The sequence below is a fragment of the Streptomyces sp. NPDC021115 genome (assembly GCF_044333065.1).
Classification (GTDB): Bacteria; Actinomycetota; Actinomycetes; order Streptomycetales; family Streptomycetaceae; genus Streptomyces.
Window position 1 is genome coordinate 267,893 of sequence record NZ_JBIRQF010000005.1, and the last position, 15,585, is coordinate 283,477.

Here is a 15,585-nt window from a genome sequence, read left to right on the forward strand (position 1 = left end):
ACCTCCCGTCGACATCCGGCGGGAGGCCCGGAGCGTCGCCGCTCCCGGGCCCCGCCGGGGTGGACCATCATGCCGTCTTCGTGGCTACTGGCCCGCCTTCTTGCCCTTGTCGGTCACCGCGAACCAGGTGCCCTTCACGCCCTGGCCGTTGGTGTCCCCGGGGGCCTTGTCACCGACGAAGGTGTACAGCAGCCAGCAGTCGAAGGCCGCCTGCTTGGTGCCGTCGGGGCGCTTGAACGAGGTGACCTTCGAGGCGTCCACGCCGGAGACCTTGGTGGTGTCCACGGCCTTGACCGGCTTCCACTTGTCCAGGCACGCGGCGTCGACACAGGCCGTCTTCATCGGCCAGGCGCTGTCCTTGTCGAACCGGTAGACGGTCATGCCCTTGCCGTCCACCATGATCTTGCCGAGGTCGGCGTTGTTGCTGACCATCAGCTGCAGGGCGCCGCCCGCGGCCTTCTTGCCGGCCGGCTTTCCGTCCGGGGCCAGCGCGTTCCAGGTGCCGCCCACGCCCTGGCCCTTGGTGTCGCCCGCCTTGGTGTCACCGGCGTAGCGGTAGACCGGCCAGCCCTCCAGGGTCAGCTGCTCGGTGCCGTCGTCGCGCTTGACCTTGCCGAGCTTGCTGGACTCGATGCCCGCACCGGCGGTGGCGTCGTCCGCGGGCACCGGCGGCCACTTGGTGGCGCACGCGTCGTTGCAGTTGGACTTGGCGGGCTTGGGGGTGTCCTCGTCGAAGCGGTAGAGGGTCATCCCGGCGCTGTCGGCCACGAACTTGCCGAGCTTGGCGTCGTTCTTGACCGCGAGCTCCTTGGCCGCACCGGTCTTGCTGCCACCGCTGCCCGCGGCGCCCGCGGCCTCACCGGTGCCGCTGCCGTAGCCACCGGCCCCCGCGGCCGCCGCTCCCGCACCCGCCGACGCCGAAGCACCCGCACCCGCCGTCTGGCTGCTGCCGCCCACGGGCTGGACGTTCGCGCTGCCCGCGGAGGTGTCATTGCTGCCACACGCCGCCGTCAGCATGACCATCGCCACGGACACTCCCGCGAATGCGATCTGACGCCGCTTCTCCATGACCACTCCCTGCGAAATCCTCATCGGTGTGCGGCGGTGTAGGCGCCGACACCATGCCCATACGGAGCCCGTGCCGATCCACGTTCAGTCAGTTAAAAATTTGTCACCAGACGCAAAAAACGCTGGATACGCGGGCGCACAGCAAGCGACGGCCGTTGCGCAACGGCCGTCGTGGAAGCGGAAGTTGGAGCGTTGCGGGCTACTCCTCGATGCGCAGCGCCAGCGCGGGGCAGCGGCGCACCGCGCGCACCGCCTGGGCGCGCAGCTGGCGGGGCACGTCCATCCGGGCGGAGGACGGATAGCCGTCGATGCCGAGCGTCAGCACCTCGGGCGGCAGGATGTCCGCGCACAGCCCATGGCCCTGGCACAGCGACCAGTCCACCAGGAGCTTCTCCGTCGGACCCCGCTGCTGCCGCTCCGCGCGCGGCGGCGGGGAGGCCGGACCGGGCGGCAGGGCCAGCGGCTGGGTCTCCTCGGGCATCGGCAGCACGCCGAGCGTGGGCCGCCCGCAGCCCGCGCCGAGCGCATGGGACTCGAACTCCTCGGGGAACGCGTCCAGCGCCGTGGTCACGAAGCCCGCCGTACCGTCGGGGTGGCTGCACGCGCCACGTTTGCGCACCGAATTGATGTACGCGCGCACATTGTCGATGGCCGACTGGCCGCCGCCGCGCTCCACCTGGCCGATGGCGTCCGCGAGCGCGGGCAGGCCGATGAAGCAGGGGCCGCACTGCCCGGCCGTCTCGGCGGCCAGCCAGCGGGCCACCCGCGCGGTCTCGCCGAGCGGGCAGGTGTCCTCGGGGATGGGCAGCACCGCGCCCGCGCCCAGCCGCGCGCCGTACTTCTTCATGGACTCGCGCGAGATGGTGGTGGCGTTGATGGCCTTCGGGTCGAGCCACTTGCCGTGGTAGCCGCCCACCAGCACACCCTGGCCGGGGGAGAGCCCGCACAGCTCCAGGACGTACGTCAGCGGCACCCCGGTCGGCGTCTCCATCACGTACTTGCCGCCGACCGTCAGCAGCGTCGTGCCCGGCTCGGTGGGCAGTCCCACCGAGCGGTACGGCAGGGCGCCCATCCGCGCCGCGATGGCGATCTGGGCGTAGGTCTCGGTGTTGGACAGCAGGGTGGGCAGCCCGCCGAGACCGTTCTCGCTGCTGCGGATCTTCCGGCCGTTGGGGATGGCGGGGGCGCCGCTGATGCCGTTGATGACGGCGCCGCCCTCACCGGCCACGAACCGGTCGGGCGTCACGCTCACCTCCACCGGAACACCGCTGGGGCCCCGCTCGGCGATGGCCGCGTTCAGCGACTCCTCGACGTCGGGCCGGTGGCAGGCGATGACCACCTCTTCGGCGCCGATCGCCTCGGCGGCCAGGGTGGCGCCGTCGATCACCAGATGCGGGGTGTGCAGCAGCAGCGCGGTGTCCTTGAGGCAACTGGGCTCGCCCTCACTGCCGTTGACCACCACGTTGCAACGGCCGCCCGCGCGGCCCGCCGCTTCGACGACCGCGCTGACCTTCTTGGCGAACGGGAAACCGGCCCCGCCGCGCCCGCGGAGATCGATGTTCTCCGCGAGCGCGACGAGTTCGTCAGCCCGCAGGGCGGGCATCGTGCCGTGCACCGTCAAGTGGGCGACCCGGTCGAGCCGGTACGCCTCGTCCAACCCGGCGAGCAGCCGGGGCGGATCGACACAGGCCAGCCTGGGTTTTGTCTTGATCACCGGTCCCACCCACGGGAGGCACCGAGCCGTTCACCGTCCCGTCGGCCCGAGTCGGCAGAGCGCGGGCGCGGCACGCTGGGTGCGGCGCGCCTGGTGCGGCCTTCCTGAAGGCCGCGGGCGGGCGGGTTCCTCACGGAGATGCCATCCCCTCGATCGTCGTCCTGGCTGCGCCGGGCTGCGAGCCGCATCCACAGCGCGATGGCCACTCCGGCCAGGGCCGCGATGTAGCCGTACGTCGCCCAGGTCTTGGCCGCACGACCGGCCTTCAGACCATGGATCAGCGCGAGGCCCCAGGCAGGGTAGGCGCCCACGTGGAGCGCCCGCCACCACCGGTACCGCCAGCGGGAGTTGCCCGCGGCGGCGAACGAACTGCGGACCGCTCCGGTCACCGCCGCGATGACGAAGAGGTAACCGGCAATGGTGCCCAGCCCGATCAGCACCGGCTGCTTTGCGTCAGCGAACGGTAGCACGCTCGAAGCCACGTTCGTATGGCTCTCGGCGATCTTGACCCAGATGTGAATGACCAGGAAGAGCAGGCCGGCGACCGCGGCCGCCCGGTGGATGCCCTGGGCGATCAGCCTGTGGTTGGAGTGCAGGATCAGCTGGTCGGTCGCGGCGAGCCCCCACATCACCGCTGAGCTGAGGCAGACCAGGGCGAGCACCCCGGCGCCGAAGTCGAGGAACGCGAAAGTCTGGCTGAAAGCGCCGGCGTTGTACGTCACGATGAGGGACAGCACGAGGGTCGCGACGATAGCGTAGATGCGGATGTTCCGGGACCACCCGATTCCGGGCTGGTCCCGCCGAGTCCGGCGAGCGGCTCGTCGTCCTCCAGGTGCTTGGCGTCCCCCGTGGCGCCCCTGTGAGGGAGAAGGCGTTTGGGACATGGACATTGGAGCCTCCCGATCGCGCGTGTTCCGCGCGGATGACGAGATACGTCAAAGTCGTCTTGGGGGCAGCAGCTTCTCGGAACTACACCTGATCTCCATAAGATTTGTCGTAACGTGACAACTTCTCGTGTATGAACACTGCCCAGACCGTCTTCGGCTGATCCACTGTCATCCCGATGGCAAAGACCCGGCAAAGCGCCGGGACCGGTAGGGGCGGGGGTCCTCTATTGAGCTGGCGGAGGACCCTCGACTCCCTTTCCGGACCGGACGAACCGGAGACGGAGGCAACCTCCACGGGTCCGACCGACCCCCCAACGGTCGGGCCTCCCCCCGGCAAGAACGAGGTAATGATGGGCGAACTGGTGAACCGCATCTGGTCCCGCCCCCGTGGCGAGTGGACCCGCGTGCTGCGCAATGAGCTCCCGTCCCTGGCCGACGAGGTGATCGAGAACCTCCGGCACAGGATCCCGGGATTCGCCGACCTTCTGGAGGACACGGAGCGTGAAAAGGTCCGCTGGGACGTCGAGCAGGCTCTCCTTACGGCGCTCGGCTACCGCAAGCCGGGCGAGGAGGGCGCCGGGACACCGGCCCTCTCCGACGCCGCCTACAGCGAGGAGGCGCCCACCGACATTCCGCCCGAGCGGGCCCGGCGCGACCTGTTCGAGGCCCTGATCGGCGAAGTCCCGGTGTCCGAGCGGACGTTGGCCGAGCTGTCCCGGGCGGCCCGCTGGCCGCTGCCGGAGACGGTGCAGGCGATCGCCCTGCCCACCCCGGGCGAGGCGCCGCCCCTGGCCGCCGTGCTGGGAGACACCCTCATCGGCGCCGTCGGCGACGAGTTGTGCCTGCTGATCCCCGACCCGGACGCGGACCCCGGCCCCGCCCCCGACCAGGGCGCGGAGCGGCTCCAGGACGGCGAACGGGACCCGGACCGGGAACCGCCCGTGGACCCCGGCACCCGTGGCGCGCTGGAAGCCGCGCTGCGTGGCCGGACCGCGGCCGTCGGCCATGTGGTGCCGCTCAACGACGCGGCGTCATCGGTCCGGTGGGCCCGGCGGCTGCTGACCATGGCCCCCGCCCGCGGTGGCGCGGAACCCCGCGTGCTCTTCGTGGACGACCACCTGTCGATGCTGCTGCTGCTCCAGGACGAGTCCCTCGTCCGGGCACTGGCCGCGCGCTGGCTCAAGCCACTGGTCGGGCTGACCCCCCGGCAGAGCGAACGGCTCCAGATGACCCTGCTGGCCTGGCTGGAGGGGGGTGGCGCCCCCGAGGCGGCCAAGGCGCTGAAAGTGCATCCGCAGACCGTGCGCTACCGGCTGCGCCAGATCGAGAAGCTCTTCGGCCCGGGCCTGCGGGACCCGCGAATACGGTTCGAGCTGGAGATGGCGCTGCGCGGCCGCAGGCTGATGGCGCAGATGGACCGCATCCGGCGCCACGCGTCCCGGGTGAGCCGACGTCCCCGTACCGGCGCTGCCCCAGGCGTCCGTCCGCTGGGAATCGCCCGGGAGGCGCGCGTCAACGGACTCTGAAACACACAGACACCACCGGAGCATCACAGGGACTGCCGGCCGCGGAGCGCGGTCGGCAGTCCGGTGCGTTGCCGGTGCGTTGAGCTGGTCAGCGCGGTGAGGGCGCCGCGGTGTGACGCTCGGTGGGATTCGCCGTGCGCATCGCCGCGTTCAGGCTCAGCAATTCCTTGTACGCGTGGGCGCAGAAAGCACACTCGGCCAGGTGGCGCGCGAGCGCGTGGCCACGCACCCCGCCACGCCGCACCGAGGCGCCGAGCATGGCGCTGAAGTGGCGGCAGCGGTCGTTCGCCGCGGACTCCAGATGGGACTGGAGATACGACTCCCGCAGCCCCTCCCGGGCGCGGAAGGCCAGCGAGGTGACCCCGCTGGGGGAGATGCCCAGCAGGGACGCCACCTGCTGCGGGGACTCCTCCTCGACCAGGGTGTGCCACAGCACGGCCCGCCACCGCTCCGGAAGTCTGCGGAAGCTGCGGACGAGCAGCTGGCGGTCCTCCCGCGCCACCAGATGCCACTGGGGGTCGGCCATGGGCGTGTGCTGCCGCCACGTCTCGAAGTCCGCCGTCAGCAGGATCTGGCGCTCGCCCTCGCTCCACTCCAGCGCCGTGTGCCGCACCACGGTCAGCAGATACGGCCGCCACGGGCCACGCGGGCCGCCGCCCGCCCTGACTGCCTGGAACGTGCGGATGAACGCCTCGGAGGCCAGGTCCTCGGCGTCATGGAGCGCCCGGCAGCAGGTCCGGGCGTACGAGAGCGTCGCCCGGTGGTGGCGGCGGTACAGCACGTCCCCCGAGGCCGGGCTGGTGGCGCCCGAGGTGTACTCCTCCCTGAGCCGCCGGGTCAGCTCCTGGTCGGAGAGAGCGCCGGCGCCGGTGGCGGAGGCGCCCCGCACACACGGACCGCCCGGCTCCCCGGTGGCGGGGAGGACCGGACGGTCGGGGTGGCCGGGCCGGCCGTCGTGGCCGTGGCCGTGGCCGGGGCGGTGGTCGTGGCCGGGGCGGTCCCCGGCGTCGTCGTCGGCGGCCGCGTCACCGTCACCCGCGGCCCGGTGGTGCGACGCAGCGCGGCGCGCGCCGACCTTGCGGCCGGCGCGCGCCAGGTGTTCACCTGCCATCAGTTTTTGCACTGCTGGCCGCTGTTGATGCAGTCCACAGCCTTCTTCATGAGGTCGTCCGACATCACGTTGATGAAGTCGTCGTGGTCGGTGATGGGCTTGTGCAACTGCTCGGGGAAGCCGTCCACGGCGAACGGGGTGTCACCCGGGTTCTCGTAGCTGATGGTGTTCACCAGCTGCGGGATGGCCTGGAAGCCCTGGGGGCAGGAGCCGTCGTCGTTGGCGTTGGCCACGTGGTCACGGTGGTTGGCGCTGTCGACGTTCTTGCCGTCCCAGCAACCCTGGAAGTCGAAGGTGCGCAGCAGGTCACTGCCCTGGGGGCAGAGCGGGTACTTGTCCGTCAGCTGGCGGTCCTCGAAGCCGGAGCAGCTCCAGGAAGCGTTGGCGTTGGCGTCGCCGTTGGTGAACGCCTTGGCGTCACCGGTGATGATCCGGAGGAACTTCGGCATGGCCGTGACCTTGCTCTGGGCGTTGCCCTTGAACTCGATCTTGGAAGCCTTGGGGGTCAGGATCGTGCCGACGTTGCCCTCCTGGCCACCGCCGAGCTGGTTGGCGTCAGCCTCATCCTTGCCGTCCTGGCTGCGGACCACCGGCCAGTAGTAGGTCGACTTGTCGTCCTGGTTGGCGCAGGAGGTGCCACCCTGCTCGAAGGTCTGGTTGTTGGCGAAGGCGTCGTTCTTGTCGCTGCCCACGTAGTCGTGCATGTGGTGGGCGCCGTTGCTGACACCGGGGGCGACGATGACGTTGTCGCTGTTGCGCAGGCCCGCCTCGCCGACGCCGCACTCCGAGGTGAAGGTACCGGCCGAGCCGTTGCCGCCCGCCTGCGGGGCCTTCTCGGCGTTCGGCTGCACCTTGGTGATGTCGACGAAGTCGTCCTGCGACGGGCCGTTGCCCGCCTGGCCACCGGCGTTGCCGGGCACGTCGTTGGCGCCCTCGCCACCCTGCTGCTGGCCGCCCTGGTCGCCGCCCTGCTGCTGGTCGCCGCCTTGCTGCTGGCCGCCTTGGTCGCCGCCCTGCTGCTGACCACCCTGCTGGCCCTGCTGCTGGCCGCCTTGCTGGCCTTGCTGTTGCTGGCCGCCCTGCTGGCCCGCCTGCGCGACCTGCTGCATCTTGCATTCGCTCATGCCCTGGAGCTGGGCGTTCTGCCCGCCGCTCTGGCCCATCGCCTGGCCCATCTGGCTGAGCGTCTGCTGGCGCTGGTCGTTGAGCTTGCTCAGGACTTCGTCGCCCGAGGCCTGGCCCTTGTTCATCTGCTGGTAGGCGGTGGCCACCTGGTTGTCCAGCTCACCGAGGCCCTTGGCGACCTGGGACTGGGAACCCTTCGGCACATCGCCGCTCAGCTTCTGGCTCACATCGGGGCAGCTGATCGTGCCACCGGCGGATTTGGCCGAAACGGCGCCACCCTGGGAGGAAGCGTTGTTGTCACCGCTTGCGTTGGCGTTGGCGGTGATGATCGCGGCCCCGCCGCCGCCCAGTGCCAGTGCGGCGACGATGGCGACCGTTTTGTTCTTGAACCGCCCGCGCTTGTGGGTCTGTTGCCTCATGAGATCACTTCACTTAGTCGTTAGAGGGCGTCGTAGTCGACAAGCCCGGTGTCCTCGAGGACCGTGATGTGGTCGAGAACGATGGTGTTGGCTCTGGTGGCCAGAGACCTGACCATGGAGTTCTTGCTCTGGGCACGTACCTGCGCCACCAGATTGAACACCTTCCCGTGGGCACTGCGCAGGAATTGCGCGAACAAGCGCTCGAATTCTGCGCTGTTCGGTGCCTGGGACATCTCGTTCAGCCAGCCCTGCTGCTGGTCATTGGGCTGAGTGGGCAGGCTGACGCCCAGGGCCTGGGCGACTTCGTTCGTACGGCGGTCGAGTTCGGTGTGGCCGTCGATCAGGTGCTGGCCCGCGGTCTTGACGGCCTGAGAAGTACCGCGTTCCTTGCCCATCCGTCCAGAGGGAAGTTCCCACAGTCCGGCGAGCTTGACCTTGCGTACGAAGTCCCGGTCGGTCGGTGTGAGGGGCCCGTACTGGGTGGTGACCGTCCCGCCGCCGTCGTCGGAGACGCCGTTGGGCAGTACCGCGGCGCTGCTCGAACTGAACAGGCTCACGGGGATGAGGATTGCCGCAAGCGTAACGGCGAGCGCACCAATGATGAGCCCGCTGCCGATCGTACGGCTGGATGCGATGGATCTGCTCAGGTTTGCTGATCGCACAGCGCCCTCCTTGCTTCGGAGTGACACCGGACGCTAGTGCCTGGTGTGGCACGGTCGTGGAGACCTCATCACTAGTGAATAAAGCCGGGACAGAGATCTCCCCGCGTTGGTATTCTCCGCGCCCGCGCGTTGAGGGGGTGGATTCGCCCCGAATTCGCCCTGGATGCGGCCGGATTCAGGGCGCTCAGAAATTTTTTTCCGCGGGATTGAGCACGGTGGCGACGGCGTACGTACGGCAGGGAGAACCCCTCGCCATCACCACGACCGGAAGGGCCCAAGCCGTGCGAGCGACCGCGTTGAACCCCACGCCGGTGACCAGTGTTTCGCGGACCGTCCCGGGAATGCGGGCCGTCCAGGGAAACCAGGCCGTCCCCGGAAACCGTTCCGTGCGCAAGCCGCCGGTGTCACGACGCGAGCCATCGGTGTCGGTGCTGCCATCGGCCTGGGACCGGAGCCGTACGACATGGCGGGAGCCGGCGCCCTGCGAGCCCGTGCCCCACGAGCCCGCCGAGGAGGGGACGGGCGTCGCGGCGGTGCGGCTGCTCCCGGGCGGCCGGGGTCTCGCGCCTGTCCTCTATATAGGGGAGCGCCGTTATAGGGGACAGAACCGGGCCGGGCGGCCGCCCGGCGGCCCCGAAGCCGCGTAGGCCGCGAGTCCGCTGACCGGCCGTCATCGTCGGTTTCCTGACGTATGGCACTATGCCGAGCGCGGATTCCGATCACCTCTGACCTGCCGATACGGCCCACCCGTGGCGCAGGTAGCGTGTGCCCGGTCAGCCGGTCGTACAGGGTGCAACAAGAGGTGGGACGTGGCCGCGGTGCGAGAGACATTGTCGAAGCGGGTGGCCCAGGCACGACGGGAGTTGCCCGGCCACTACGCCCATCTCTTCGACGGGCGGCCCGAAGTGGACATCTCCACCACCGAACTCCGCCCCGACCAGGCGGTCCAGCTGGCCACCGCGTACGGCTACCGCCACCACCGCACCGGCGGTTCGAAGTCGGTCCGCTACCGCGTCTTCGTACCGGACCAGGACCCCGGGGCGCAGCGGGAGGCGGTGCCGCCCGGCACCCCCTTCGAGGTGGCCGCCCGCCATCCGGCCTTCCACGGCCGCAGCGCCCGGGCCGCCCGGAACCACGCCGAGATGATCGAGCGGGAGCGCAGCCTCCTCAAGCTGGTCCCGGCGATGGTGCTGGTGCTGTTCGGCGCCGTCGGCCTGCTGGTGCAGCTGATACAGACCGGCAAGACGGTGCTGCTGATCCCGGTCGCCTTCTTCGTCTTCCTGGAGGTGGCGCTGATCCTGATGCTCCGCGCCGGCCGCCGCAAGCAACGTGTTCTGGAGGTGCAGGCCGAGTGGCTGATGCGCCGCTACCCGCCTGACGGCTTCCCCGACAGCTTTCTCTCCGGTGTGTGACGACGCCCCCGCTGCCCCTGATCGAATGATCGCTACTATGGCGGTGTTCAGCGGATAACGAAAGCCGATCGCGTCGAGGCACCCTCCGGCCGTACGCGTCCGGCGAGACGGGCGGTGCGACATGCGGGAGCCGGCGCGCAAGCGGCAGGCGCGAATCGTGGACCTGGTGGAGTCCCGGGGCGTCGCGCGGATCACCGATCTAGCGGATGAGCTGGGCGTTTCCGTCGTCACCGTACGGCGGGACGTCGAGGAGCTGGCCCTGCGCGGCGAGGTGCGCCGCGGCCATGGGGTGGCCCGTTCGCTCCAGCCGATGGCCGCGGAGTCCACCGCCACCGGCGACACCGTCGGCATGGTGATCCCGGAGCGCAACACCTATCTGACCGAGGCCGTGCAGGCGGCCAGGGAGGCCGCCGAGAAGGCGGGACTGCGGCTCGCGCTGCACATCGCGGCCGACGAGCCCGACGCCGAGCGGACCGCGGTGCGCTCGGCGCTGGAGGCGGGCGCGCGCGGGCTGCTGCTCTCGCCGCACTGGCGCACGGCGGCCGAGGCGGCGCGCGATCACTCCTGGCTGCGTGACCTGGACGTCCCCGTGGTGCTGCTGGAGCGCCGCCCCGAGCGCGGCAGCTCCCTGTACGAGCTGGACTGTGTGCGGTCGGACCACGCGTACGGGGTGCATCTGGCGCTGGGGCATCTGACCTCCCTCGGCCACCGGCGCATCGTGCTGGCCGCGCGCGACGACAGCCCGACGGCCCGGGTGATCCGGGCGGAGTTCGCCGAGCAGACGGCCGCCCGGGGCCTTAGCGAGGGCTGTGCGTCCATCCTCAGCTCGCGCACCGCTGGCCCCGATCCGCGCGCCGCCGATCCGCGGGCGGTCGACCTGGCGGAGACGCTGCGCAGGACCGGCGCCACCGCGACGCTGATCCACAGCGACATGGACGCGCTGGTGCTGGTCCAGCGGCTGCGCGAGGCCGGTGTCGAGGTGCCGGGGGACTGCTCGGTGGTCGCGTACAACGACGTGGTGGCCGACATGGGCCAGATCGCGCTCACCGCCGTCGCCCCGCCCAAGGCGGAGGTCGGCCGGGCCGCCCTCGGGCTGCTGCTCCGGCAGCTGGACCACGCCAGGGAGGGCCGGTGGCCCGGCGGTGCCCGCCACTTGGAACTGCTGCCCGGTCTGGTGGTGCGGGACTCGACGGCCCCGCTCACCTGACCATGCCCTTTCCACCATGCCCTTTTCACCGCACCCCCTCCTGATCGTTTGACCGTTTTGGTTTCTTCTGTTCGATGTATTGACGGTATTTCCGTCAAGCGATCAGGATTCCCCCTGACTCCACCGCGACCAGGGGAGGGTCCATGCCTGGCCACAGACGCCCAGGACGCGCGGCTACCGGACGCCGGGCGACAGCCGGAACGACGGCGCTGCTCACACTGTTCGCCCTCCTGCTGACCGGTTGCTCCGGTGGCGGAGCGGACACCGCCAAGGACGGTCCCGTCCGCCTCACCTTCTGGTCCGCGCTGCGCGGCAGTCAGGAAGTGGTGGACGAGTTCAACCGCACCCACACGAACATCAAGGTCGACTTCGCCCAGGTCCCCTCGGGGGAGCAGGGCGGCTGGGCCAAGCTCAGCAACGCCGCGCGCGCGGGCAACGCCCCCGACGTGGCCACCATCGAATACCCCCAGCTGCCCGGCTTCACGATCGACGGGGTGCCGCGGGACCTCAGCGAGCTGCTGCCCGACTCGGTGCGCCGCAAGATCCTGCCGCAGGCGCTGGACCTCACCACCTTCGACGGGCGCACCTATGCCGTACCGGTGGACATCGAGCCGATGGTGTTCCTGTACCGCAAGGACATCTTCGCCAAGAACCACATCCCGGTCCCCAAGACCTGGGCGGAGTTCGAGAGTTCGGCCCGCAAGCTGAAGAAGGCCGCGCCCCGTTCCCGTATCGCCAGCCTCTTCACCACCGGCGGCACCCTGTACATGGCCGCGTACGCGTGGCAGGCCGGTGGCCAGTGGTACGACACCTCGGGCGACACCTGGCGCGTGTCCATGGACGACGCCCCCACCCGCAAGGTGGCGGACTACTGGCAGGGCCTGATGGACGACGGCCTGGTGCGCGTGGAGCCGGGGTCCAGCCAGCAGTGGCGGGCCCATCTGCGCAGCGGTGAGACGGCCGGATATCTGGCGGGCGCCTGGGCCGCGGGCTCGATGATGGCGTCCACCCCGGACGGCAAGGGCAAATGGGCCATCGCCCCGGTGCCGCAGTGGGACGCGGCCAAGCCGAAGGTGAGCACCCAGGGCGGCTCGACCTTCATGGTCACCAAGGACAGCAGCCATCCCAAGGAGGCCATGGAGTTCATCTCCTGGATGGTCACCAGCCCCGACGCCCTGCGCGCCAAGCTCTCCAGCGGCGTCAGCAGCGCCTTCCCCTCGGTGCCCGGCCTCGTCCCGGTGGCCCGCAAGCAGATGGACACCAGCTACTTCTCGGGGCAGGACATCTTCGGCCTCTTCGACCAGCAGGCCAAGCTGATCGCCCCCACCTGGAAGTGGGGCCCGCGGATGGTGTCGACGACCACCTCCGGGGACGACGGGCTCGCCAAGGCCGGTGCCGGGAGCGGCAATGTGCTCCAGGCGCTGCGCGACGCCCAGAGCCGGACGATGCCGGATCTGAAGAGCCTCGGCCTGTCGGTCACCACCCGCTGAACCCGCTTCCTCTCCCACCGTGAGCCGAGGTATCCCGTGAGTACCGTCATCTCCCCGAAAACCGCGGCACCGCCCTCGGCGGCCGCCGCCGCACCGCACTCCAGAACCGGCCGGCGGCAGCAGCGGTTCGCCGCCGCCGTGCTGCTGACCCCCTTCACGGCACTGCTCGTCGCCGTGTTCCTGGTCCCCGTCGGCTACGCCATCTACCTCAGCTTCTTCGCCGAGGACCACGAGGGTCTCGGCTTCGGCGGCGGGCGCACCGTCTTCACCGGACTGCGCAGCTACCTCGCGGTGCTCCAGGACCCGAGCTTCCTCACCGGGTTCGGCACCATCGCCCTGTACTGCGTCATCTTCGTCCCCTTCGTGGTCCTCAGCGCCCTCGCCATCGCCCTGCTGCTCGACTCGGGCCTGGTCAAGCTGCGGCGGACCGCGCAGATGCTGCTCTACTTGCCGCACGCCGTGCCCGGCATCATCGCGGCCGTCATCTGGCTGTACCTCTACACCCCCGGGCTCAGCCCGATCATCAAGGTGTTCGCCCGGGCCGACATCACCATCGACTTCCTCGGCCTGCACACCGTGCTCCCGTCGATCGTCAACATCGCCCTGTGGAGCGGACTCGGCTACAACATGATCATCTTCTATGCCGCGCTCCAGGCGCTGCCGCGCGAGGTGATCGAGGCGGCCACCATCGACGGCGCCGGTGGCATCCGCACCGCGCTCCAGGTCAAGGTGCCCATCATCCGCGGCTCCTTGGTGATGGTGTGCATGTTCTCCCTGATCGGCGCACTCCAGCTGTTCACCGAGCCCATGCTGATGAACCAGGCCACCCCGATGGTCAACTCCCGCTTCACCCCGAACATGTACATCTACGACGCGGCCTTCCGCCGCAACAACTACGGACTCGCCTCCGCGGCCTCGGTCATCCTCCTCGTCGTCACCTGCGCCCTGTCGTACGCTGTGACGCGCTGGTCGGGCCGCCGGGAACGGAGCGCGCGATGACCACGACCACCCCGACCACCACCCTCCGCACCCCCAGAACCGGTGTCCGGTCCCGGCTGACCAGCCGCGGCGTGGCCAACGCCGTCGTCCTGGTCGCCGCCCTCTACACCATGCTGCCGACCCTGTGGCTGCTGCTGGCGTCCACCAAGAACGCCAACGCCCTCTTCGGCAGCGACATCCTCTCCTTCGGCGACTTCTCGTTCGCCGGCAACCTCTCCGACCTGTTCTCCATGGACGGCGGGCTCTACGGGGAGTGGTACGTCAACAGCCTGCTGTACGCGGTCGTCGGCGCCCTGACCGGCTCCCTGATCAGCGTCGCCGCGGGCTACGCGTTCGACAAGTACGAGTTCCGGCACAAGGAGAAGCTGTTCGCGCTCGTGCTCACGGGCGTGATGGTGCCGCCCACCGTCCTCGCCCTGCCGCTGTACCTGGTGGCCTCCGGCATCGGCATGGTGAACACCTTCTGGGCGGTGTTCATCCCCGTCCTCTTCAACCCCTTCGGCGTCTACCTCGCCCGCCTGCTCAGCAGCGGCTACGTACCGAACGAGGTGCTGGAGGCGAGCCGGGTCGACGGCGCGGGCGAACTCCAGACCTATGTGCGCGTCAGCCTGCGCATGCTCGGCCCCGGCTTCGTGACCGTCTTCCTCTTCCAGCTCACGGCCATCTGGAACAACTTCTTCCTGCCCATGGTGATGCTGTCCGACCAGCACCTGTATCCGCTCAGCCTCGGGCTCTACACCTGGAACAGCTCCGCCACCGTCTCGCCCGAGTACTACCCGCTGGTGGTCATCGGCTCGCTGCTCGCCGTCGTACCGCTCATCGTGGCGTTCGTGATGCTTCAGCGCTACTGGAAGTCCGGACTCACCACAGGGAGTGTCAAGTGACCGCATCGCAGCCGCCGCAACCGCAGCCACCGATCGGCCCTCGCCCGCGCGCCGCCCTGGCCATGGCGGCGCGCACCGCCCGCCAGGTGCTCGGCTCCGGTGCGCTGGACCGGCTCACCGCACTCCTCGACCTCGACCCGGACCTCGTCCTGGACGACTTCACCACCCCCGCCGCGCGCCGCGCACTGGCCGACACCGAACTGCTGGTCACCGGCTGGGGCTGCCCGCAGCTGGACCGCCGCGCGCTGGACGCCGCGCCCCGGCTGCGCGCCGTCGTGCACGCCGCGGGGACGGTACGCCACCACATCACCGACGCCTGCTGGGAGCGCGGCATCGCGGTCTCCTCGGCGGCCGCGGCCAACGCCGTGCCCGTCGCCGAATACACCCTCGCCATGATCCTGCTCTCCAACAAGCGCGTCCTCGGCATGGCCCGCGACTACCGCACCGAACGGCGCACCGTCGACTGGAGCGCACGCTACCCGGACGCGGGCAACTACCGCAGAACGGTCGGCATCCTCAGCGCCTCGGAGATCGGCCGCCGGGTGATCGCCCTGCTGGCCCCGTACGACCTCGACGTCCAGCTGTACGACCCGTACGTCACCGCTGGGTGCGCCCGTGAGCTGGGCGTACGGCAGGTGGGGCTGCGGGAGCTGTTCGCCACCAGCGACATCGTCAGCGTGCACACCCCGCTGCTGCCCGCCACCCGCGGCCTGGTCAGCAGGGAGCTGCTGGCCGCCATGCCCGACGGCGCCACCCTGATCAACACCGCGCGGGGGGCGGTGCTGGACCAGGCGGCGCTGACCGAGGAGGTGGTGGCGGGACGTCTGCACGCCGTCCTCGACGTCACCGTCCCGGAGGTCCTTCCGGCCGAGTCGCCGCTGTACACCTGCGACAACGTGCTCCTCACCCCGCACATCGCCGGGTCGAAGAGCGGTGAGCTGCGGCGCCTGGCGGACCTCGCGATCGGCGAGGTCGAAAACTACGTGGCCGGACGGGACTTCGCCCATCCCGTACTCCACGAACGCCTGGACCGCTCCGCGTAACCGCCCCGCCAGCCGAGCAGCCCCGGACAAGGAGACAC

13 protein-coding genes are annotated in these 15,585 nt (G+C 70.2%); 7 read left to right on the plus strand and 6 right to left on the minus strand.

Annotated features, from left to right (window positions below; all coding sequences use genetic code 11):
- Positions 1-84 precede the first annotated feature (84 nt).
- From ACH4TL_RS18770 to ACH4TL_RS18780, 3 genes are all read right to left on the minus strand, one after another.
- The gene (locus tag ACH4TL_RS18770) at positions 85-1,068 is read right to left on the minus strand and encodes an SCO0930 family lipoprotein (protein WP_398315391.1); all 984 of its coding nucleotides are present in this window, start codon (positions 1,066-1,068) and stop codon (positions 85-87) included.
- Positions 1,069-1,267: 199 nt separating this feature from the next.
- Positions 1,268-2,782 (minus strand): NADH-ubiquinone oxidoreductase-F iron-sulfur binding region domain-containing protein, encoded by a 1,515-nt coding sequence (locus ACH4TL_RS18775; RefSeq protein ID WP_398315393.1) that lies wholly within the window; start codon positions 2,780-2,782, stop codon positions 1,268-1,270.
- Positions 2,779-3,519, minus strand: coding sequence for a hypothetical protein (locus tag ACH4TL_RS18780; RefSeq protein WP_398315395.1), 741 nt, complete (start codon positions 3,517-3,519; stop codon positions 2,779-2,781). The genes ACH4TL_RS18775 and ACH4TL_RS18780 overlap by 4 nt, the downstream gene beginning before the upstream one ends.
- A 497-nt stretch (positions 3,520-4,016) precedes the next feature.
- On the opposite strand from ACH4TL_RS18780, the gene ACH4TL_RS18785 reads away from it, so the two are divergent.
- Positions 4,017-5,195 carry a PucR family transcriptional regulator gene (locus ACH4TL_RS18785; RefSeq protein ID WP_398315397.1) on the plus strand — a complete coding sequence of 393 codons (1,179 nt, stop codon included), beginning with the start codon at positions 4,017-4,019 and terminating at the stop codon, positions 5,193-5,195.
- 88 nt (positions 5,196-5,283) lie between these two features.
- On the opposite strand, the gene ACH4TL_RS18790 is transcribed toward ACH4TL_RS18785, so the two are convergent.
- The 3 genes from ACH4TL_RS18790 to ACH4TL_RS18800 are packed head-to-tail and all read right to left on the minus strand — an operon-like array spanning position 5,284 to position 8,512.
- Positions 5,284-6,306 (minus strand): RNA polymerase sigma factor, encoded by a 1,023-nt coding sequence (locus tag ACH4TL_RS18790; RefSeq protein ID WP_398315399.1) that lies wholly within the window; start codon positions 6,304-6,306, stop codon positions 5,284-5,286.
- Complete coding sequence (locus ACH4TL_RS18795) at positions 6,306-7,850, minus strand: DUF1996 domain-containing protein (protein WP_398315401.1); 1,545 nt, start codon at positions 7,848-7,850, stop codon at positions 6,306-6,308. Before ACH4TL_RS18795 ends, ACH4TL_RS18790 begins: the two co-directional genes overlap by 1 nt.
- 20 nt (positions 7,851-7,870) lie before the next feature.
- Positions 7,871-8,512, minus strand: coding sequence for a DUF4142 domain-containing protein (locus tag ACH4TL_RS18800; protein ID WP_398425280.1), 642 nt, complete (start codon positions 8,510-8,512; stop codon positions 7,871-7,873).
- An 809-nt stretch (positions 8,513-9,321) separates the two neighbouring features.
- On the opposite strand from ACH4TL_RS18800, the gene ACH4TL_RS18805 reads away from it, so the two are divergent.
- From ACH4TL_RS18805 to ACH4TL_RS18830, 6 genes are all read left to right on the plus strand, one after another.
- Positions 9,322-9,924, plus strand: a complete 603-nt coding sequence (locus tag ACH4TL_RS18805; protein ID WP_398315405.1) for a hypothetical protein — start codon at positions 9,322-9,324, stop codon at positions 9,922-9,924.
- Between the two features lie 121 nt (positions 9,925-10,045).
- Entirely contained in the window at positions 10,046-11,131 is a 1,086-nt protein-coding gene (locus tag ACH4TL_RS18810; RefSeq protein WP_398315407.1) for a LacI family DNA-binding transcriptional regulator, read from the plus strand.
- Positions 11,132-11,274: 143 nt separating this feature from the next.
- Positions 11,275-12,621, plus strand: a complete 1,347-nt coding sequence (locus tag ACH4TL_RS18815; protein ID WP_398315409.1) for an ABC transporter substrate-binding protein — start codon at positions 11,275-11,277, stop codon at positions 12,619-12,621.
- 36 nt (positions 12,622-12,657) lie between these two features.
- Positions 12,658-13,620 carry a carbohydrate ABC transporter permease gene (locus ACH4TL_RS18820; protein WP_398315411.1) on the plus strand — a complete coding sequence of 321 codons (963 nt, stop codon included), beginning with the start codon at positions 12,658-12,660 and terminating at the stop codon, positions 13,618-13,620.
- Positions 13,617-14,504, plus strand: coding sequence for a carbohydrate ABC transporter permease (locus tag ACH4TL_RS18825; RefSeq protein WP_398315413.1), 888 nt, complete (start codon positions 13,617-13,619; stop codon positions 14,502-14,504). The genes ACH4TL_RS18820 and ACH4TL_RS18825 overlap by 4 nt, the downstream gene beginning before the upstream one ends.
- A gap of 62 nt (positions 14,505-14,566) precedes the next feature.
- Positions 14,567-15,547: a hydroxyacid dehydrogenase gene (locus tag ACH4TL_RS18830; RefSeq protein ID WP_398316037.1), complete on the plus strand. Its 981-nt coding sequence runs from the start codon at positions 14,567-14,569 to the stop codon at positions 15,545-15,547.
- Positions 15,548-15,585 lie beyond the last annotated feature (38 nt).

Coding starts and splice junctions, on each gene's coding strand:
- ACH4TL_RS18770 (WP_398315391.1), bottom strand. CDS start 1,068: ATGGAGAAGCGGCGTCAGATCGCATTCGCGGGAGTGTCCGTGGCGATG.
- ACH4TL_RS18785 (WP_398315397.1), top strand. CDS start 4,017: ATGATGGGCGAACTGGTGAACCGCATCTGGTCCCGCCCCCGTGGCGAG.
- ACH4TL_RS18790 (WP_398315399.1), bottom strand. CDS start 6,306: ATGGCAGGTGAACACCTGGCGCGCGCCGGCCGCAAGGTCGGCGCGCGC.
- ACH4TL_RS18795 (WP_398315401.1), bottom strand. CDS start 7,850: ATGAGGCAACAGACCCACAAGCGCGGGCGGTTCAAGAACAAAACGGTC.
- ACH4TL_RS18810 (WP_398315407.1), top strand. CDS start 10,046: ATGCGGGAGCCGGCGCGCAAGCGGCAGGCGCGAATCGTGGACCTGGTG.
- ACH4TL_RS18815 (WP_398315409.1), top strand. CDS start 11,275: ATGCCTGGCCACAGACGCCCAGGACGCGCGGCTACCGGACGCCGGGCG.
- ACH4TL_RS18825 (WP_398315413.1), top strand. CDS start 13,617: ATGACCACGACCACCCCGACCACCACCCTCCGCACCCCCAGAACCGGT.
- ACH4TL_RS18830 (WP_398316037.1), top strand. CDS start 14,567: ATGGCGGCGCGCACCGCCCGCCAGGTGCTCGGCTCCGGTGCGCTGGAC.